The following is a 17,779-nucleotide window of genomic DNA, read 5'->3' as shown; positions in this document are numbered from 1 at the left end:
GGAGAAAATTTCACGTCCCGGCACTTCTGCGCTAGAACACAGAAGAATCTGGGGGAATGATCCCCTTGGGAGGTTAATGAGAAGCGGCTATGTGTTTACGTTTCTCTTGCTTAGATCGGTTCCGTCAAGCCGGCTCAAGCGATCAGCAGAGAAAATCGGTGACGTCTCCACACCATTGCCTGCTCGACTGACTTTGTGGGCGGTAGTGCCTCCGTTGATTTTGTACGGATGCTTTGCAGTCCTGCTAATAGTGGGTTTGCTCTTTTAAGAGATATCTGGCAATCCGCCGAAACACACAAAGCTCAAGGAGGAGCAAAGTGCTTATCAAATATTTCCTGGGCCACAAAAAGGCGCTCACCCTATGTGGCGGGTGCCTGGTGATTGCCCTGACGTTGTACCCGATGTTCTATCGCTCCTGGGCTTTCGGTTCCGATGCCTGGGGGCTGACAGTCATAGCGCTTCTTGACCCCGAAGAAGTGCCCTGGAGCCCTTCGGATTTCAATAGTCTGGCCATCCGGCCTGCAGTGGCCTACTGGCTTCTCACCAATTTCGACTGGCCCTATGAACGCTGCGGTAAAGCTATGACGGCGATGGGTGGCTGTTCGCAACCTTTGGTCAATTTCGTAGGCGCCTCGTTGGATAGGCACGATGCTGATTCCATCATGACGCGCCGTGGCTATGCGTTACTTCGACACTTTGCCGTCAGGGGAGAGCCGTTGAACGGCTACCACAACGGGCTGGCACCAGTGCATGAGGCGGTGCTTTACGCCGATGTGGATTATCTCCGCGCCCTTCTGGAGTTGGGGGCGGATCCAAGTCTGCCGATTGATAGTCCGGGGAAGGACTATCATGGCTTTAACGCTTTTGAGTTTGCGGTGTTTTTGGAATCCCGGAACCAGGAAGTTTATCAGACTATCCGGGCAGAGCTTGATGCTCTATAGGCGGGCTCGATCGTCCTCAACCGCTTCCGTTGTTTTAGGGTTGTTTCGCGAGGGCTAAACTTATACTTACCACTCGAATTTCTCATCCAGGAGTTGCTTTATGGGTTTAGCCATCGCACTGCATGTCCTATCTGCCGTAATCTGGGTTGGCGGTATGTTTTTCGCCTACATGGCTATGCGCCCTGCGGTGGTTGAGGTGATTGATGCCTCCCAGCGAGGCGGGCTCTGGTGTGCCACGTTGTCCCGATTTTTCCGGTGGGTATGGGCGGCGGTGATTCTATTGTTGGTCACCGGGTACTGGATGATTTTGAGTGTGTTCGGCGGCATGGCCGGTGCCGGTTGGCATATCCACGTGATGCAGGCGCTGGGTATTGTGATGATCCTGATCTACGCCCATGTTTACTTTGCCCCCTTCCGGCGGCTGAAACAGGCAGTGGCCAATCAGGACCCTCAGGAGGGCGGGCGCCAGGTGGGGCAGATTCGCAAGTTGGTTGGGACTAACCTGATTCTTGGGCTGATTGTGGTGACGATTGGGGCTGGCGGGCGGTATTTGTGAGCGCGTTGAATCAGAAAGGAATGCTCACTGCCTGGAATGACGCCAAGGGTTTTGGTTTTATCTCGCCGGAGGGTGGCGGTGAGCGTGTGTTTGCTCACATCAGCAGTTATGCAGGCCGGGGCCGGCCGGTTGCTAATCGCAAGGTGACATTCAGCGCCGTGAAAGATGACCAGGGCCGTTTGAGGGCTGGTCGGTTCCAATATGTTGGGGCGGCAAAGCTGGGTGCCAACATTGCGCCGGGAGTCTGGGTGGCGGCCGCTGTTGTGCTGGTGTTTTTCAGTGTGTTGGCTGGCCTGTTCTATCACGGTTATCTGCCGGTATCGATCCCCGCCGCCTACGGCGGGGTGAGTCTGGTTTTGTTTGTCATGTACTGGATTGACAAGAAGGCTGCCCAGCGAGGAGCCCAGCGCACCGCTGAGAAAACGCTGCACTTCTTTGAGCTCTGCGGCGGCTGGCCTGGTGCGCTGATGGCACAGCAGGTGTTTCGCCACAAGACGCGAAAAGGTAGCTACCAGTTCGTGTTCTGGCTGGCGGTGCTGGCCAATCTGGGCGCGTTGGGCTGGTTGCTTGTGGCTCCGGAGGCGATGGGGTTGCGGCAACAAATGGGCTTTGATTTGTCGAAGTCTTTGTGGCCGCTTATCTGGTAGCAGACCAAGACAAGACCTGTAGTAACCCCTTAATACCCGCCTCGACACCACCGCTGCTAATGTTTCCTGACCTGGCAATACAAACACAAGGAGACAGCCATGAGCGGGAAGAAAATTCTGATGATTACCGGTGATTTCACCGAAGACTACGAAACCATGGTGCCGTTCCAGGCACTGCAGGCCGTTGGTCATACGGTTCACGCCGTCTGCCCGGACAAAATGGCTGGCGATACGGTCGCCACGGCGATTCATGATTTCGAGGGTGACCAGACCTACACTGAAAAGCCCGGCCACCGGTTTGCCTTGAATGCGGATTTTGATGGACTGAATCCGGCAGATTACGACGCGCTGGTGGTGCCCGGCGGCCGTGCTCCGGAATATCTGCGGCTCAACCAGGATGTGCAGAAGCTGGTTCGCCATTTCTTTAAAACCAACAAGCCGGTGGCGGCGATCTGCCACGGAGCTCAGTTGTTGGCCGCAGCGGGGGTGCTGGAGGGGCGTAAATGCTCGGCGTATCCGGCCTGGCTTGCGCAGTTCTTCAAATCGCTTCGCTGGATGCAGACCGTATTCTCGCTGGTAAAAGCGGTAAATCGGCAACACCGAAAGTCGTGAGTAAGGCAAGCCACTGACCGCGAGACACTCCAGATGCCCATATTCGCGGATACAGCCCCTGATCCTCAGTCTGTTGGTCTTGTCCCGGTCGAATGCACCGGTACAAACACCAGCATCTCGTTGTTCGCCGGCATTGCATAATCTTCTCGTAGTACCAAACCCACCGCCTTGGCCAGTGCAGACAAATCCTCGATATCGCGGATGCCCATGTGTTGCGCCTGAGATCTGAGTGACTGGTCAAACGCCCGATTGCTTTCACTGGTGAACTCGCCTTGGTGCCTGAACGGCCCATACAGGCAAAACGCGCCGTCATCAGGCAGGCTTGCGCCGATGCCCTGGAACATTTGTTCCACTTCTGTCCAGGCCATGATGTGGGCGGTGTTGGCGGAGAACGCCCATTGGAATCCCCGTGTGGGCCAAGGGGGGTTGCCCACGTCCAGCTTTCGCATGGGGAGTATGTTCGGCAGCGCAGCCTGTTCCAGCCGGGTAATCGCCAGGTGTGCGGCCGCGGGGTGGTCCGTTGGCTGCCACTTTATGTGGGGCAGGGCTGCGGCGAAATGCACGGCGTGCTGGCCGGTGCCGGTGCCTATTTCCAGTACGGTGCCCGGGGCATTGAAGACCTCACGCAGTCTTTCCAGTATTGGGCCTTTGTTGTTTTCGCAGGCTTGGGAAAAGGGCAGGTGGGTGGTCATCAATAGGTTTCTCCTTTTCCCGGAACGGTATCATAAAACGGTGTTCTGGCCATGAAGCCGGTATAATGGGGCGTATCCACTGCTGGGAGAGATGCGTTGAATCAAAAAGGGTTGCTTAGCGGCTGGAACGACGCCAAAGGCTTTGATTTGTCAAAGTCTTTGCAGGCGCATGTTCGGTAGCTGACTGAGAAAAAATGAGTACCCCTTTCAAACTCCGCCCCTACCAGCAGGAAGCTGTCGATGCCACGCTGAACCATTTCCGCAAGTCGGACGACTCTGCCGCCATCGTGTTGCCAACCGGCGCCGGCAAAAGCCTGGTGATTGCCGAATTGGCCCGCCTTGCCCGGCGGAAGATCCTGGTGCTCACACACGTCAAAGAGCTGGTGGAGCAGAATCACGCCAAATACGAGAGCTATGGGTTAGCCGGTGGCATCTTCTCCGCCGGGCTTAAGCGCAAGGAAAGTCATCATCAGGTCACCTTTGCCAGTGTGCAGTCGGTAGCGGCGAACCTGGATCAGTTCCGGGATGAGTACTCGTTGGTGATCATTGACGAGTGCCACAGGGTCAGCGGTGAGGAAATCAGCCAGTATCAACAAATCATTGAGCTACTAAGGCAGCAGAACGATTCTCTTAAGGTGCTCGGGCTGACCGCCACGCCCTATCGTCTGGCCATGGGCTGGATCTATCGTTATCACCACCGGGGCTTTGTTCGTAGTGAAGAGGATAAGCCCTTCCAGCACTGCATCTACGAGCTGCCGTTGAGCTATATGATCAACCGGGGCTATCTCACTCGGCCGGAGTTGGTGAACGCCGCGGTGGCGCAATACGATTTCTCGTCGCTGGCTCAGAACCGTTTTGGCGAATACGCCGAGAACGACGTCAACCAGCTGCTGAGCAAACACAAGCGGGTGACCCGCGCCATTATTGATCAGGTGGTGGAGCTGGCCACTGAACGCCAGGGAGTGATGGTATTCGCCGCAACGGTGGAGCATGCCCGGGAGATCACAGGCTACTTGCCGGAGAACCAGACCGCCCTGGTGACCGGCGCCACCGACCAGAAAGATAGGGACCTGCTGATACAGCGCTTCAAACAGCGGCAGTTAAAGTATCTGGTGAATGTATCTGTGCTCACCACAGGCTTTGATGCGCCCCATGTGGACCTGATCGCCATTCTTCGGCCTACCCAGTCGGTGAGCCTGTATCAGCAGATGGTGGGCCGTGGTCTTCGCCTGGACGACGGCAAAAAGGACTGCCTGGTGATGGATTACGCCGGTAACCACGTGAATCTGCATCACCCGGAGGTTGGGGAGCCGAAGCCGAATCCAGACAGTGCGCCGGTGCAGGTGTTCTGCCCGGGCTGTGGGTTTGCCAACATCTTCTGGGGCAAAACCGACAGCGACGGCCGGGTGATTGAGCACTACGGGCGCCGTTGCCAGGGGCTGCTGGCGCCCGTGGAGGGGGAGAGCGCGCGTGCCTTGCAATGCGACTACCGTTTCCGCTTCAAGGAGTGCCCCCACTGTGGTGGCGAGAATGACATTGCGGCCAGAAATTGCGGGCACTGTCATAAAGCGATTATCGACCCGGACGATCAGCTAAGGGATGCCCTGAAACTCAAAGATGCCATGGTGATTCGTTGCGCCGGTATCACCCTGGGCCTTGGCGGAAGCAAGCTGAAGATGACCTACCACGGTGAGGATGGGGAGGAGCTTGGCGAGTCGTTTGATTTCAGCAAGCCAGCACAGCGCCACGTGTTTAACAAACTGTTCGGCCGCAGATTTGCCAACGGCCAGGCCCCGAAAACCTTCGGTAAGGCGGAGGAGGTACTAGAGATGCAAGCTCTGTTGCCGGCACCGGATTTTGTGATTGCCCGCAAGCAGAAGCATTATTGGCAGGTACAGGAGCGGATATTTGATTATCGGGGGCAGTATCGTAAGGCGAATGAGGTGTGATGCTTTAAAAGGGGCGCATGGTTGCCCACGAGTTCGGCGAGGTGTGTGCCAACCCTCCGATGGCCGGTAAGCTCTGCCATTTTCCAGGAATGCAGGTTCCTCTTCAGGCGTTAACGCAGAACCTGCAACCCTTGCAGGCCCTGAAGCACCCGTGACGGCGCGATGCCAATCATATCCTGAAACATCCGGCTGAGGTGTGCAGAGTCGTGCAGGCCCGCGCTAAGGGCTGCCTCGGTGAGCGACGGGTTCTTCGCTACGTGATAGAACACGGAACGCAGGCGCGACCAGCTTCGGTAACGCCGGAAACTGATGCCCACTTCCTCCCGGAAAAGATGGTTGAATCGCGATTCCGATAAGTGCACCTGTTTGGCCAGATTGGCGCGGTTGAAGGGTTGGTCTCCCGCTTCCCGCAAGTAGTCAAGGCTTCGGGCAATGCGGTTGTCCAGCTCGGCTCGGTGCCCAAGTGCCGACGCGGGGAGGAGTTGAGACATGTCACAGGATTGCAGCCTTCGCTCCAGACTTCTGGGCCGCGCGGGAGAGGGGATTGGGTCTAACACCAGCGGGCGATCACTCAGCCAACCTGCTTTCAGGAGGCGAGTCTCCGGCGCATCCGGTTCCAGGTAGAGGGAGGCTATGTACTCTCCTCCGCTATCCAGCCCGTGCTCCACATCGGCATTCACCAGGGCGCTGTGGCAGGTCTCACGGCGACCATCCGGGAAATGCAGCGTGATGGGGCCACTCAGGCCAATCAAGAGCACCGGCGCGGCATGTGCGTGCATTCTTGCCGGAGGGAGCTCACCCTGGAACAGAGCCCGGTCACGCGCCAGCCAGATGCGTTTTTCCTGCGTCATCGAATAGCCCAAACGTACAAGTTGTACCGGAACTTGTCCGGCATACTTCAGCCTCACAACTATAACCAAGGAGTAAATGTATGTCTCTGGCCGAAAAGATCTGTCTTTCAGCGGCGTTCCTGTTCTTCATGACGGGGCTTCTCACTGGCATCTGGAAATACCGCCACATGGCCCGAAGCGAGGACGCTTTATCGCCGACCTATGTCGACATCGCTCACCGCAGTTCACTGCTCTACAGCTTTGCGGCACTGCTGTTGGCTGCGTTCAGCGCCCACAGCGTTTTTGCGGGCTGGGTTAACGTTGTGGCGGCTGTCTCGGCCCTAACGTTTTTCGCGTTTGCCATTGGTACCTACATCGTCCATGGCCTGCTTCAGGACACCGACAACCAACTGCGCCGCCCTCACCGCTTGGGGAAGCGACTTCTACCGCCTTGGATGACTGGGGTATTCATGATGCTGCTGATACTCGGGGAAGTGGGTGGTAGCCTGGTTTTGGGGGTAGGAGCGATGCTTGGCATCTGGCAGGGCTAGGGTCCCCCGTGAACTTATCGCAGCCGATGCGGAAGAATTGGCTGCGATAAGTTGGGAGAGTGCGTCATTATCGGTAAGCCGGCTGTTGAGGTTTACCCCCCGCAACCCGTTTCATCCACGCCATGTCCAGCGGAATCAGCACATTCAGTGTGAATAGCAGCCAGCCCATGGGCTGCAGGGTTTCCGCAAACCACACCATCAGGGCAAGGGACAGCAAGCCCCAGGTGACATCGACAGCAATCATAAGGCTAAGGTATTTTTCCATCCACCGTTCGTTGATGGCCATGGCGGTCATTTCCACGCACCAGAGCAATAACACCACCCCTACCACCAGATAGAAGGTTGCGCCGGGGCCTCCCGCCCATTGGGCAATCGGCTCTGCGGCCAGAATCAATGCCAACGCCAGGGGGGCGGAGAGAAGTACATCGCCCAGGATGATTTGTTTCACACTGAATTGACGGAGAAAGTTCTTCATAGGGTCACCTCAAACGGGTTTCGTATTTTTTTGACTACACTACGAAGCTTCTACCCGGGCGGTGATAGGCTCAATTACCTGTGAGGTAATGGTTTAGCCTGCACTCGGCTAAGATAATGGCTGAACACTTGGAATTGACGGGGCCACACATGAGTGCCTTCGGTACGCTGTTCAGAGAAATGCGGCAGGGTAAGCGCCTGAGTCAGATGGATTTTGCCCTTGCCTGCGAAGTGTCGGCAAAACACATCAGCTTTCTGGAAACCGGTCGAAGTCAGCCCAGCAAGGGTATGGTTCTTCATCTTGCGCAGATGCTGCAAACGGACCTGGCGGGAACTAACCGCCTGTTGTCCGCAGCGGGTTACAGCCAGGTATACTCCGATCAGGATTTGAGTGCGCCTGGCATGGCGATGATCAGGGAGGCGCTTGAACACCTGTTGCAGTCGCATTTGCCTTACCCGGCGGTGGTGTTCGACCACGAATACTATTTGGTGATGGCCAACCAAGCCATGCAGGAGATGATGGTGCGCATGGTCGAGCTGGGCGCTCAGTTTCCAGCCCAGCCAAACTTTTTGTTATCACTGCTGGATAGTACAGGCATCAAGCCATTCGTGGGCGATTGGGAAGCCATGGCCTGCCACATGCTGCAACGTGTCTACCAGGAACATCTTTCAGGCCCTTACAGGGACCAGCCCAATCGTTTGCTGGAACAGGCGCTGACGGTTCCCGGCGTTCCGCAGAACTGGAAGAGCCACGTGGTGGAAAACCTGGATTACCCGGCGATTCCTTTTACCCTGAATCTGGGTGACCAACAGCTCAGAATCTTTTCCACCATCGCAACCATCGGCACGCCTTTGGATGTTACTGCGCAGAATCTGCGGATTGAGCATTTCTTTCCGATGGATGAGAGCAGTAAGGATTACTGGCGAGCCTGAGGTTTGGTGAGAGCCAAGGCGCCGGCCAGAATGGTGCATTTATAGTGTCCGGGAGAACCCCATGGCTATCGAGAGGAATCACGAACACCCTGAAAAGTTGATTATCCAGGCATGGGATGAGAACGGGAGGGCCTGGATTGATGCCGTTCGGGATCACGGAATCCGTGCGCCAGGCGTGGCGTCGCGTGACGCTTTGCTTGCCGCAATCAATGGCCATGTTCAGCCGAACTCTCGGGTCCTGGATGTGGGATGCGGAGAGGGCTGGTTGGTGGATTTACTGACCGGGTCCGGTTATCGCGTCGTCGGCGTGGATGCATCCCGCGAGCTAATCGAATACGCCCAAGAGCATCGCAAGGGGCATTATGTGGTTGGAGATCAGTCTGATCTCGCCAAGTTGGGGCTTGGAATATTTGACCTGGTCGTCTGCAACTTTTCACTGTTTGGCGACAAAACTGTGCGCCAGTGCGTGATGTCTGTCCCTCAAATGCTGAACCCAGGCGGCGTGTTGATTATCCAGACACTGCACCCGATGATGTTCAGCGGAAACGAGGTGGCCAAGAGCGGTTGGCGGGAAGGCACCTGGGCCGACTTGCCCGGCGATTTCGGCGAACCGTCTCCTCTTTATGTTCGGACACTGGACGACTGGAGCCGGTTATTCAGTGAGGCGGGTTTAGGCGTTTCCCGGATGCTGGCACCAACTGCAGGAGATGCCGATCCCAAGAGCGTGATTTTTGTTGTTTCCCGATGCGAGAGGACTGGCCAGTAAACGTCGGCATGCTTGGCAAGGAGTAACAGGGCAAGAATCGGATGGAAACGCCTGGCAATGTCCGTTGTAATAACCCCGTGCTTGGCGAATATAGGGGAATGACATGCCGTTGCCAGTGGAGCAGGAGATGCGGGCTGCCTCGGAATCCGGGGATGATCGCCAGGAGTGGGATTCACGAATGACCCGACTGGTAAGAATCGCACGTTTTATTGAAACCCACGCAGACGAGCCGCTGACACTGGCAGGCTTGGCGGTTATTGTTGGGCTTTCTCCCTCGCGGTTACAAAGGCAATTCAAGGAAGCGTTTGGCGTTTCTCCCAAAGCCTATCAGGACGCGGTGCGGATGCGCTGCTTCAAGCAATCCCTGAAAGATGGCGATAAGGTCACGGATGCGATCTTTGCCTCTGGGTTTGGTTCCGTCAGCCGGGTTTATGGGGAAGCGCACCGCAATATTGGAATGCCGCCAAGGGCCTATCGGGCTGGGGGTGAGGGTGAGGTCATCGTCTACGCCTGCCGACCCACCTCTCTCGGCTTGATGGCCATGGCGGCAACGGACAAGGGGGTCTGCTTTGTCCAGTTTGGTGACAGTGAGTCCTCGTTGGTGAGTGGTCTGAAAGCAGAGTTTCCCAAGGCCGAAGTGAGGGCGTCACCGGCACGGAATGCCCCGGAGCTTGATGCCTGGGTGGAGGCTTTGGATGAGCACATCAGCCAAGGCGCCCCGAGGCCGGACCTGCCGCTGGATATGCGAGGGACGGCTTTTCAGATGAAGGTGTGGCAATTCCTGTTGAGCATTCGGGAAGGCGATGTGCTTAGCTACAGCGAATTGGCCGCGAAGATCGACAAGCCCAAAGCGGTGCGGGCCGTGGCCTCTGCCTGCGGCAAAAACCGGATAGGCGTACTGATTCCCTGTCACAGGGTGTTGCGGGGTGATGGCGGGCTTGGCGGGTATCGCTGGGGCCTGGAGAGAAAGCGGGCGTTGCTGAATGCTGAACGGAAACGCCAGAGGGCTGACGCCGGTTCATAGAGGGGACTAGGTTGGCGACCAGACTTCTCCATGTTGCATTACCCGAAACTCCGAGTCACCCAAACCCTGTCTTTCCAGCGCCAGCCGCAGCCGCCGTGGTGGCTCATCCATGGGCTCATCAGTGAGTACGAAGGTGCCCCAATGCATGGCGACGGATTGGCGGGCGCCAATGTCCTGATGAATCCTGACCGCCTCTTCCGGCGCCACGTGCACCGGAGCCATGAACCAGCGCGGGTCGTAAGCGCCGATAGGTAGCAGCGCCAGATCAATGGGTGAGAACATCTCGCCGATATGCCTGAATATCCCGCCGTAGCCGGTGTCCCCGGCGAAATAGAGACGGAAGCCGTCGATTTCCAGAAGCCAGCTACACCAGAGCGTGGTGTTTGTGTCCGTCGCGGTGCGGCCGCTGAAGTGCTGGGCTGGCAGACAGAACACCTCCTGATCGTCGGCTATTCGCTCAGACTGCCACCAACCCAGTTCCACCAGGTTACGGATGCCGCGTTTTTCAAACCAGGGGCGCAAGCCCATGGGAATACAAAAGCGCAGGTGTGTCCCGAAGCGCCGGTGCAACTGGCGCACGGTTGCTTCGTCCAGGTGGTCGTAGTGATTGTGTGAGATCAATACCAGGTGGATAGGCGGCATGTCTGCCACGGTCAGGGCCGGCGGTGTGTGCCGCTTTGGCCCGATCAACTGGAAAGGGCTGGCACGGTCTGACAATACCGGGTCGGTCAGCACGTTCAGGCCCCGATGCTGGAACAAGAAAGACGAGTGCCCCAGCCAGACCAGTTGTGGCTTTTGGGGTGGCTTTGCCAGCAAGTGGCCATCCGGGCGCAGCAGCGTGAAGCGTTTACCCTGCGGGAAGCGGCGACCTGGCGCCAGTTGCCAGCGCAGGAAATCCCCCAGGCCGTGGCGGGGTACAGGCTCAAGGTTTCGATACCTGCCCCCATGGAAATGGGATTCTGCGGCAAGGGCTGCCAGGCGTTCACGGTTGATGGTCATGGGTTGGGCTCGCCGGTTTGAATCAGTTCAGCATTATATTTTTGTTTCAGATAGACTGGGATCGCTGACTCTGGCACTTAAGCCAAGACCTGATATGGAAAACAATATGAGTAAGAAAGCTGTTAAAGCTACCTTAACATCTGCCGAAATTGAAGCGCAGACTGCAGCCTTTTTAAAGTCCGGCGGTCGTGTTGAGCAGGTGGGCAAAGGTAAAAGTGGGCAACTCACATCCACCGGTACAAAGCAGATCAACCTGAAAAGCAGTTGATGATCTCGGGGTAACCCGGTTACTCGGCATCCGGCTCCAAGAGCCGTGCCCCGGGGCCTCGCTCGCCCAATTCATCCCAGGGGTTCCTTAGCCGGCAGGCGTCGATAGACAGGCAGCCGCAGCCAATGCAGTCGCTGAGTTGGTCCCTCAGTCCGGTGAGCATGTCTATGCGGCGGTCCAGGTCTGCCCGCCAGAGCTCTGAGAGGTGTTTCCAGTCGTCAGCGGTAACCGTGCGATCCGTTGGCAGTGCGGCCAGGGCATCGCCGACCTCGGTCAATGGAATACCAAGCCGCTACGCCGCTGCGCCTGGCAACTTCCCCAACACTGAGCGTGGCTCGTAGCTCCTGGTTGTTTTCTGTCTTCATGATGGCCTCTGGGGTGCTTGGTTTGGCTATTCTCCCGATAGCCATTTTCCATGATTCTGTTCGTTGACCTCAACTTAACTTTAGGTATTAGGCTGGCGGTGCAGTGACTAACTGTTCAATCAGTGACTAATCAGGAGGATGTCATGAAACAGATTTTTCCAGACCTTTGGCAAACTGACGTCGAGAATCCATTCCCCGGACTTACCACCCACGCCTATCTGCTGACGAGAGAAGAGGGCAACGTGCTCTTCTATAACACCGGCCACGAGTATGAAATTGATGCCATGGCCACCCTGGGTGGCGTTGATTGGCAATTGTTGAGTCATCAGGATGAACTGGGTAAGTCGCTCTTGCGGGTGCGTAAACGCTACGGAGCCAAGCTGGGCGGGCATGCGCTTGAGCGGGAAGCCTTCGCGGAGATTCTGGAGCCGGATGTTTTGTTCACTGGAAGGCAGACTCTCGCTGGTAACATTGAGGTGATTCCAACCCCCGGCCATACACCTGGCAGTACTTGTTTTTAGGTGAGATCAGCGACCGGTAAGACCTACCTTTTCACGGGCGACACGGTTTATCGAAACAGAAAAGGGCAATGGAGTAATGGCTTCATCAAGGGTTGGAGTGACAGTGACACTCTGGTGGCCAGCTTACGGATGTTGCGTAAGTTGCAGCCAGATGTTGTCATTTCCAGCGCATTTGCCGACAAGGACGGTTACCAGGAAATGTCGCTCAACGATTGGGCGCGCCACGTGGATAGCGCACTGCAGCCTTTGCTTACGGCTGGGTAAGTCGGGTTATGGGTCGCACTGCTATACTCGATGAACAGTTGAGGTCGTTAGTGGGGCGAGCGAAATGGATGGAGGAAGTGGCGAGCCGAAGGCCGATTCGAGCCGGAGGACGAATCCGGCGGCCTTCTTTCGAGGATTCCTGCGGGAACCGGGCCAGGTGGGCTCTGTTATCCCCAGTTCGAGATTTCTGGAGCAGCGAATCGTTGAAGCGTCTGGTCTATCTGTCGCCCGACAGGTCGTGGAGCTGGGCCCCGGTACGGGCTGCACCACGCGCGCATTTCTTCGTCACCTAGGGCGAGACGCGCGGCTTCTGTCAATTGAGTTGAGCCCTTTCTTCCATGAGTTGCTTGGCGACATTGTTGACCCCCGCTTTTGCAACCACCTGGGCAGCGCCGAGAACCTCACCGAGATTCTGGCTGTTCACCACATGACACAGCCGGATGTGATCATCTCTGGGATTCCCTTCTCAAAGATGCCGGCAGCTGTGGCTCATCGTGTCGTGCAGGCGGTGAATGACAACCTGGTAGAGGGTGGGCGGTTTATCGCCTACCAGTTCCGCCGAGATGTCGCCCGGTTTACCGATCCGGTAATGGGGGCTCATACCAGCTGTACGCTGGAGCTGCTGAACATTCCGCCCAAGCGGGTATACAGCTGGACTAAAGGTGGGGGTGGTTGAGTTTTTCATAACCAGGAAAGTTAACATACTATTAGGAAGTGGTTCACTCACTGAAGGAATAGGTTATGAACACCATGATCAGGACACAGCGTGTCACGTTTGGTTTGATCCTTGCTGCTTCGATTGTCGCCGTTGCCCATGGGGCAATTCCCGCGCCTGATGGGGCGGCGGTGTATTTTGTGACGCCGCTCGACGGGCAAACAGTGGGCTCTCCGGTGACGGTAAGGTTTGGCCTGGAGGGCCTGGGTGTTGCGCCGGCGGGCGTGGAGCGCGAGAAAACCGGGCACCACCATCTGCTGGTTAATGTGGATGACCTGCCCCCGATGGACAAACCGATCCCCGCGGATGAACGGCATATTCATTTTGGGGGAGGCCAAACCCAGACCACTCTGGAGTTAGAGCCGGGGGAATACACACTCCAGCTTTTGGTTGGTGATCACCTGCATATTCCCCGTGAGCCGCCTGTGATGTCTGAGAAAATCACCGTCACGGTGGAGTAGTGGGCGCAAACCTAGTCACTCAGGTTCAGTCCCATATCCCAGAAGTCGATTTCCAGACGGGTGGCATCCCGGAAGATATGGGACAGTTGTTCAAACCGGCTAGGGGTGACGTCGGCCAGGCGTTCATCCAGCCAGCGGATTTCCGCTTGCATGGCACCCTGGAATTCGTCACTTTCGTACATGGCGATCCAGGCATCGTAGGGGTTGGCTTCGCCACGCAGGGTTTCTGCGCGCTGGTTCAGCCAGTTGGCGATCTCGCCGTAGCCGACCATGCAGGGTGACAGGGCCACGTGCAGGTCCAGCAGGTCGCCGCGATTGCCTGTATCCAGCACGTAGCGGGTGTAGGCGAGGGTGGCGCGGGCTTCGGGCAGGTTGTTCAGTTCCTGCTCTGAGATTCCCCACTCTTTGCAATAGCTGATGTGTAACCCCAGCTCGGTATCCAGAATGGCCAGCAACCCGTCTTTGGCTTGCAACAGGTCAGCCAGGGTTGGGCTTTTGTAAGCCGCCAGGGCATAGGCCCGGGCAAACTGGATCAGGAACAGGTAGTCCTGTTTCAGGTAATGCTGGAAAGCTTCCGGCGCGAGCGAACCGTTGCCCAGCTGCTGCACAAAACTGTGTTCAATGTAATCCCGCCACTCGGTGGGAAACGCGTTTTTTAGATCTTCGAACTGATAGGGCATTGAAACTCCATGGCGGTGTTTATCGAGTTGGTTTTGAGGGCCTGAGGTTGGTTCTTTGATATTATGCCCACACTCTTTTCCCTTCAAACAGGAGCCCAACCATGGCACAAGCATCTCTCAAGGAACAGCTCGGCAATGCGGTGAAAGACGCAATGCGCAGCAAAGACAAGGACCGGCTGGTTACCCTGCGTATGGCCCAGGCAGGCATCAAGCAGATTGAAATTGATGAGCGCCGTGAGCTGAGCGACGACGATGTGCTGAAGGTGTTGGACAAGATGCTCAAGCAGCGCCGGGATGCCGCCAGTCAGTACGATGATGCCGGCCGGGCTGAGCTGGCGGACAAGGAACGGGCGGAAATGGCGATTATTGAGGAGTTCATGCCCGCGGCGTTATCCGAGGAAGAGCTGGACGGGTTGATTGCTGAGGCTGTTAGCGCAACCGGTGCCCAGGGTATGCAGGATATGGGGAATGTAATGAACGAGCTGCGCCCGAAGGTGACTGGCCGGGTGGATATGGGGCAATTGAGCAAGAAGGTGCGGGCTGCACTGGCGGGCTGAGCACCTACCCTGATTTGTTAAGGCGAGGGCCGCAGGCCCTCGCCGGTATCCCTCAGGCGAAGTCGTACTCGCCGCCTTTCTCCAGAGCCTGCTGGTAAGCCGGCCGGGCATGTACTCGCGCCACCCAGGCAGAGATATGGGGGCGGCTTGCACCCACAATACCGCGTGCCACCGAGGCTTCCAGCGGGAAGCTCATCTGGATATCGGCTGCGCTCAGTTCGTCCCCCAGGAACCAGGTGTTCTTCGCCAGGTGCGCTTCGACAAAGTCCAGATGGGTTTTGATCATAGGGCCGATGAATATCTGGTTTGTCTTGTCGGCGATGCCTTTCGCCACGGGCCGGATGAAAAACGGCATCGGGCTGGTTTTCACTTTTTCAAACACCAGACGCATGACCAGCGGCGGCATCAGTGAACCCTCGGCGTAATGCATCCAGTAGGTGTAGTCCAACCATTGCTGGCCGCCGTTTTGGGGCAGCATGGTGTCTTTGCCGTAGGTGTGGGCCAGGTATTCAATGATGGCGCCGGATTCTGCCACCACCAGATCACCGTCGGTAATCACCGGCGATTTTCCCAGCGGGTGTACCTTCTTCAGGCTGGCGGGGGCCAGCATGGTTTCAGCATCGCGCTCGTAACGCTGGATTTCGTAAGGCAAGCCCAGTTCTTCGAGCATCCAGAGAACCCGTTGTGAGCGGGAGTTGTTGAGGTGGTGGACTGTAATCATGCGGAAGCTCCGTTCCCGTTAAAAAGAATATTCAGGTAGTAGAATAGTGTGTAAGTGGCTTTTTGGTTCACTTCTGGTGTTATCCATTTTTAATGATGCTTCATAGCAAAAGCGTTTAACTGCCTTGAATTGCGTCGGGAGTGCACTCAGCTATAAAGAATACATACGCTGAACAGCGAAGCAGGAGGTCTACATGCATGTGTTTATAGCCGGAGCCAACGGGCAAATCGGACAACACCTGTTGCAGGAGATGGCGAACAGCGATCACGAGGCCCGGGCGTTAGTTCGGCATCCCGATCAGGGGCCGGAACTGCAGAAGCTGGGTGCCACCGAAACCGTATTGGGGGATCTGGAGCACGACTGCAGTGAGGCCATGCGGGGCTGCGATGCAGTCGTCTTTACGGCGGGCTCTGGCCCTCATACTGGCCCGGATAAAACGATTGATGTGGATCAGGATGGTGCTATCCGCCTGGTAGACACGGCCAAGGCCATGGGGATAAAGCGTTTCATCATGGTGAGCAGTATGCGTGCCGAAGAGCCCGAGAAGGGGCCGGAGAAACTCCAGCACTATCTTCGGGCCAAGCGAAATGCCGATGAACACCTGAAGAACAGCGGCCTGAATTACACCATTGTGCGGCCGGGGCGACTGACCAATGATGATGGCACTGGCAAGGTGGCGGTGAGTGAACGGTTGGACTCCTTCGCGGAGATTCCCCGCCAAGACGTGGCCCGGGTGCTGCTGGCTGTGCTGGACTCGGATAACACCGACAACCGGGTGTTTGATGTGGTTTCAGGCGATACGCCGGTGGTTGATGCTGTGGCAAAGCTTTAATGCCTACCAGCTGAGCATCACTCGGCCGGAGACACTATCGCCGAGGCGAATATCCCGGGTACCCGCGTCCAGATCCTGGTATCGCACGCGGGTATCGACACTGGCGCCAAACCCCAGCACAACCGCAGGCCAAGAATCATGGCCGAAGTAGAGCCGGTAGCTCAGTTCCGCCCGCCATTCCCGAAGATACAGCGCGCTTTCAACCTCGCGGGACTTGTCGAGTGTGGCCCAACGGTCGCCCGCGCGCTCAATCCGGATGGTCCAGCGATGATCGGCATTTTGCCGTTGCAGCAAAACGGGCAAATCCATCAACCAGTGGCCGTTATCAGTGGACTGCGCCCATCTCAACCGCGGCAGCCAGCGGAACGAACCGAAGCGATGATCACCGCCAACACCCACGCTCAGGTCTGAGCCCTCGTGCCAGGCTTTGAATACAGCGAGGCGGCCATTGAGTACCTGGCGGTGGAAGTCCTGATGTTTGAACATATTGGAGGTGCCTGCGACGCCCATCTGAGTCTCCAGTTGATAAAGGTTGTGTTGCCACTCGCCCCCGAAAGTCAACCGATGCAGGTGGCCGTTGTGGGCCGGTGTGCCAGTGCGTATGCGCAGCGGCTGGTAATCGTAGTCGAGGCCCAAGGTGGAGGTTGTGCCCTTGTGTTGCCAGCCCAGCCCGCGCTGGGAACGGCTGACGTCTTTGGCGGCGGGCTCGTTAACGGGCCAGCTGTATGGCTGGTAATGACGATACTGCAGGTAGAGAGTGCTGGCAGCGTTGGCCGGGCCGGGCAATGTGAGCGGGAATAACAGTATGGCTGTCGCAACTGCTTGCGCTGTTCCGGGGTGATTTCTGGTTCGGGCACTGGATTCGCGGAATACCATAGGGCCTACCATCGTTCGGGCTGTACACTAACCATAGCGCCTGTTCAGGCAACTTGTTGTCTTTCCTGATAGGCTTCAGTTTACGCATGGCCGCTTCGGGCGGTGAAACCGGGATTGGTTCCCTATAATGGAGTTTTCATGAGCGATAACCCCTTGGCCCAGATTCTTGAGATGGATGGCGAGGAGCGGTACGACTACTTTCTGGACGCCGTCGCCGAGGAGCGCGAAATCTGGATTTTGATCAATGCCGACAATCAGTTTCTGAAAATTGTTTCGGAAGAGGACGGTGTTGGGTACCTACCGGTTTGGCCGGGAACTGAGTTCGCGGCGGATTACGCCAAGGATTCCGGTGACCTTTCACCGAAAGCCGTGTCTCTACCGGACTTCTTCAAAAAGTGGGTGCCAGGTTTAACCCGAGACGGCCTGGAAGTGGGCGTCTTCCCCGGTGGGGAGGGTGAGTTGTGGATTACCCCGGCGGAAGAACTCAAGCGTGATCTGCAAGAGGTGATGTCCAGCTCGTTCTAGTCTTGCATGGGAGGTGGCGG

The 17,779-nt window shown here is 57.0% G+C and carries 23 protein-coding genes and 1 pseudogene; 16 read left to right on the top strand and 8 right to left on the bottom strand.

The window, feature by feature from the left end:
* Positions 1–317 precede the first annotated feature (317 nt).
* The 4 genes and pseudogenes from ACTZWX_RS11450 to ACTZWX_RS11435 form a co-directional block, all read left to right on the top strand.
* Complete coding sequence (locus ACTZWX_RS11450; RefSeq protein WP_444714035.1) at positions 318–941, top strand: ankyrin repeat domain-containing protein; 624 nt, start codon at positions 318–320, stop codon at positions 939–941.
* Positions 942–1,041: 100 nt separating this feature from the next.
* Positions 1,042–1,497, top strand: coding sequence for a CopD family protein (locus tag ACTZWX_RS11445; protein WP_061333659.1), 456 nt, complete (start codon positions 1,042–1,044; stop codon positions 1,495–1,497).
* Positions 1,494–2,144, top strand: a complete 651-nt coding sequence (locus tag ACTZWX_RS11440; protein WP_444714034.1) for a DUF1294 domain-containing protein — start codon at positions 1,494–1,496, stop codon at positions 2,142–2,144. The genes ACTZWX_RS11445 and ACTZWX_RS11440 overlap by 4 nt, the downstream gene beginning before the upstream one ends.
* A gap of 99 nt (positions 2,145–2,243) precedes the next feature.
* Positions 2,244–2,666: pseudogene (locus ACTZWX_RS11435) on the top strand (DJ-1/PfpI family protein); the annotation flags it as partial.
* Positions 2,667–2,821: 155 nt separating this feature from the next.
* On the opposite strand, the gene ACTZWX_RS11430 reads toward ACTZWX_RS11435, so the two are convergent.
* On the bottom strand, positions 2,822–3,448 hold the full coding sequence (locus tag ACTZWX_RS11430; protein WP_444714033.1) for a DUF938 domain-containing protein: 627 nt from the start codon (positions 3,446–3,448) through the stop codon (positions 2,822–2,824).
* A gap of 194 nt (positions 3,449–3,642) precedes the next feature.
* Here ACTZWX_RS11430 and ACTZWX_RS11425 point away from each other — a divergent pair, with 194 nt between their 5' ends.
* Positions 3,643–5,397: a DEAD/DEAH box helicase family protein gene (locus ACTZWX_RS11425; RefSeq protein WP_444714032.1), complete on the top strand. Its 1,755-nt coding sequence runs from the start codon at positions 3,643–3,645 to the stop codon at positions 5,395–5,397.
* Positions 5,398–5,507: 110 nt separating this feature from the next.
* Here the strand turns inward: ACTZWX_RS11425 and ACTZWX_RS11420 are convergent, their stop codons facing one another.
* On the bottom strand, positions 5,508–6,248 hold the full coding sequence (locus ACTZWX_RS11420) for a helix-turn-helix domain-containing protein (protein ID WP_444714031.1): 741 nt from the start codon (positions 6,246–6,248) through the stop codon (positions 5,508–5,510).
* Between the two features lie 80 nt (positions 6,249–6,328).
* Between ACTZWX_RS11420 and ACTZWX_RS11415 the strand changes: the two genes are divergently transcribed.
* Positions 6,329–6,778 (top strand): hypothetical protein, encoded by a 450-nt coding sequence (locus ACTZWX_RS11415; RefSeq protein WP_444714030.1) that lies wholly within the window; start codon positions 6,329–6,331, stop codon positions 6,776–6,778.
* Between the two features lie 67 nt (positions 6,779–6,845).
* Here the strand turns inward: ACTZWX_RS11415 and ACTZWX_RS11410 are convergent, their stop codons facing one another.
* Positions 6,846–7,253 carry a hypothetical protein gene (locus ACTZWX_RS11410; RefSeq protein ID WP_444714029.1) on the bottom strand — a complete coding sequence of 136 codons (408 nt, stop codon included), beginning with the start codon at positions 7,251–7,253 and terminating at the stop codon, positions 6,846–6,848.
* 149 nt (positions 7,254–7,402) lie between these two features.
* On the opposite strand from ACTZWX_RS11410, the gene ACTZWX_RS11405 reads away from it, so the two are divergent.
* The 3 genes from ACTZWX_RS11405 (at position 7,403) to ACTZWX_RS11395 (ending at position 9,975) form a co-directional block, all read left to right on the top strand.
* Positions 7,403–8,185, top strand: coding sequence for a helix-turn-helix domain-containing protein (locus ACTZWX_RS11405; protein ID WP_444714028.1), 783 nt, complete (start codon positions 7,403–7,405; stop codon positions 8,183–8,185).
* Positions 8,186–8,246: 61 nt separating this feature from the next.
* The gene (locus tag ACTZWX_RS11400; RefSeq protein WP_444714027.1) at positions 8,247–8,951 is read left to right on the top strand and encodes a class I SAM-dependent methyltransferase; all 705 of its coding nucleotides are present in this window, start codon (positions 8,247–8,249) and stop codon (positions 8,949–8,951) included.
* A 103-nt stretch (positions 8,952–9,054) separates the two neighbouring features.
* Entirely contained in the window at positions 9,055–9,975 is a 921-nt protein-coding gene (locus ACTZWX_RS11395; RefSeq protein ID WP_444714026.1) for a bifunctional transcriptional activator/DNA repair enzyme AdaA, read from the top strand.
* 6 nt (positions 9,976–9,981) lie between these two features.
* On the opposite strand, the gene ACTZWX_RS11390 is transcribed toward ACTZWX_RS11395, so the two are convergent.
* Positions 9,982–10,974 carry an MBL fold metallo-hydrolase gene (locus ACTZWX_RS11390; protein WP_444714025.1) on the bottom strand — a complete coding sequence of 331 codons (993 nt, stop codon included), beginning with the start codon at positions 10,972–10,974 and terminating at the stop codon, positions 9,982–9,984.
* 106 nt (positions 10,975–11,080) lie between these two features.
* Here ACTZWX_RS11390 and ACTZWX_RS11385 point away from each other — a divergent pair, with 106 nt between their 5' ends.
* Entirely contained in the window at positions 11,081–11,242 is a 162-nt protein-coding gene (locus ACTZWX_RS11385) for a hypothetical protein (protein WP_167392895.1), read from the top strand.
* 19 nt (positions 11,243–11,261) lie between these two features.
* Here ACTZWX_RS11385 and ACTZWX_RS11380 read toward each other — a convergent pair whose 3' ends face one another.
* On the bottom strand, positions 11,262–11,525 hold the full coding sequence (locus ACTZWX_RS11380) for a MerR family DNA-binding protein (RefSeq protein WP_444714120.1): 264 nt from the start codon (positions 11,523–11,525) through the stop codon (positions 11,262–11,264).
* A gap of 225 nt (positions 11,526–11,750) precedes the next feature.
* Here ACTZWX_RS11380 and ACTZWX_RS11375 point away from each other — a divergent pair, with 225 nt between their 5' ends.
* The 3 genes from ACTZWX_RS11375 to ACTZWX_RS11365 all read left to right on the top strand — a co-directional run bounded on the left by ACTZWX_RS11375 (position 11,751) and on the right by ACTZWX_RS11365 (position 13,568).
* Positions 11,751–12,128, top strand: a complete 378-nt coding sequence (locus tag ACTZWX_RS11375; protein WP_444714024.1) for an MBL fold metallo-hydrolase — start codon at positions 11,751–11,753, stop codon at positions 12,126–12,128.
* Positions 12,129–12,456: 328 nt separating this feature from the next.
* Positions 12,457–13,068, top strand: a complete 612-nt coding sequence (locus tag ACTZWX_RS11370; RefSeq protein ID WP_444714023.1) for a class I SAM-dependent methyltransferase — start codon at positions 12,457–12,459, stop codon at positions 13,066–13,068.
* Between the two features lie 65 nt (positions 13,069–13,133).
* On the top strand, positions 13,134–13,568 hold the full coding sequence (locus tag ACTZWX_RS11365; protein ID WP_444714022.1) for a DUF4399 domain-containing protein: 435 nt from the start codon (positions 13,134–13,136) through the stop codon (positions 13,566–13,568).
* A gap of 11 nt (positions 13,569–13,579) precedes the next feature.
* Here ACTZWX_RS11365 and tenA read toward each other — a convergent pair whose 3' ends face one another.
* On the bottom strand, positions 13,580–14,248 hold the full coding sequence (gene tenA / locus ACTZWX_RS11360) for a thiaminase II (protein WP_444714021.1): 669 nt from the start codon (positions 14,246–14,248) through the stop codon (positions 13,580–13,582).
* A 101-nt stretch (positions 14,249–14,349) separates the two neighbouring features.
* Between tenA and ACTZWX_RS11355 the strand changes: the two genes are divergently transcribed.
* Complete coding sequence (locus ACTZWX_RS11355; protein ID WP_444714020.1) at positions 14,350–14,805, top strand: GatB/YqeY domain-containing protein; 456 nt, start codon at positions 14,350–14,352, stop codon at positions 14,803–14,805.
* A gap of 52 nt (positions 14,806–14,857) precedes the next feature.
* Here ACTZWX_RS11355 and ACTZWX_RS11350 read toward each other — a convergent pair whose 3' ends face one another.
* Positions 14,858–15,526 (bottom strand): glutathione S-transferase family protein, encoded by a 669-nt coding sequence (locus ACTZWX_RS11350; RefSeq protein ID WP_444714019.1) that lies wholly within the window; start codon positions 15,524–15,526, stop codon positions 14,858–14,860.
* Positions 15,527–15,719: 193 nt separating this feature from the next.
* On the opposite strand from ACTZWX_RS11350, the gene ACTZWX_RS11345 reads away from it, so the two are divergent.
* Entirely contained in the window at positions 15,720–16,358 is a 639-nt protein-coding gene (locus ACTZWX_RS11345) for an SDR family oxidoreductase (protein ID WP_444714018.1), read from the top strand.
* Between the two features lie 3 nt (positions 16,359–16,361).
* On the opposite strand, the gene ACTZWX_RS11340 is transcribed toward ACTZWX_RS11345, so the two are convergent.
* Positions 16,362–17,234, bottom strand: a complete 873-nt coding sequence (locus tag ACTZWX_RS11340; RefSeq protein ID WP_444714017.1) for a hypothetical protein — start codon at positions 17,232–17,234, stop codon at positions 16,362–16,364.
* Between the two features lie 138 nt (positions 17,235–17,372).
* On the opposite strand from ACTZWX_RS11340, the gene ACTZWX_RS11335 reads away from it, so the two are divergent.
* Positions 17,373–17,759, top strand: coding sequence for a DUF2750 domain-containing protein (locus ACTZWX_RS11335; RefSeq protein WP_152438819.1), 387 nt, complete (start codon positions 17,373–17,375; stop codon positions 17,757–17,759).
* Positions 17,760–17,779: the final 20 nt, after the last annotated feature.

Origin of the sequence: Marinobacter sp. NSM (genome assembly GCF_052380025.1) — a bacterium.
In the GTDB taxonomy this organism is placed as follows: domain Bacteria; phylum Pseudomonadota; class Gammaproteobacteria; order Pseudomonadales; family Oleiphilaceae; genus Marinobacter.
Note: the sequence above shows the minus strand (reverse complement) of the source record. Positions and strands in the feature narration are given on the sequence as shown.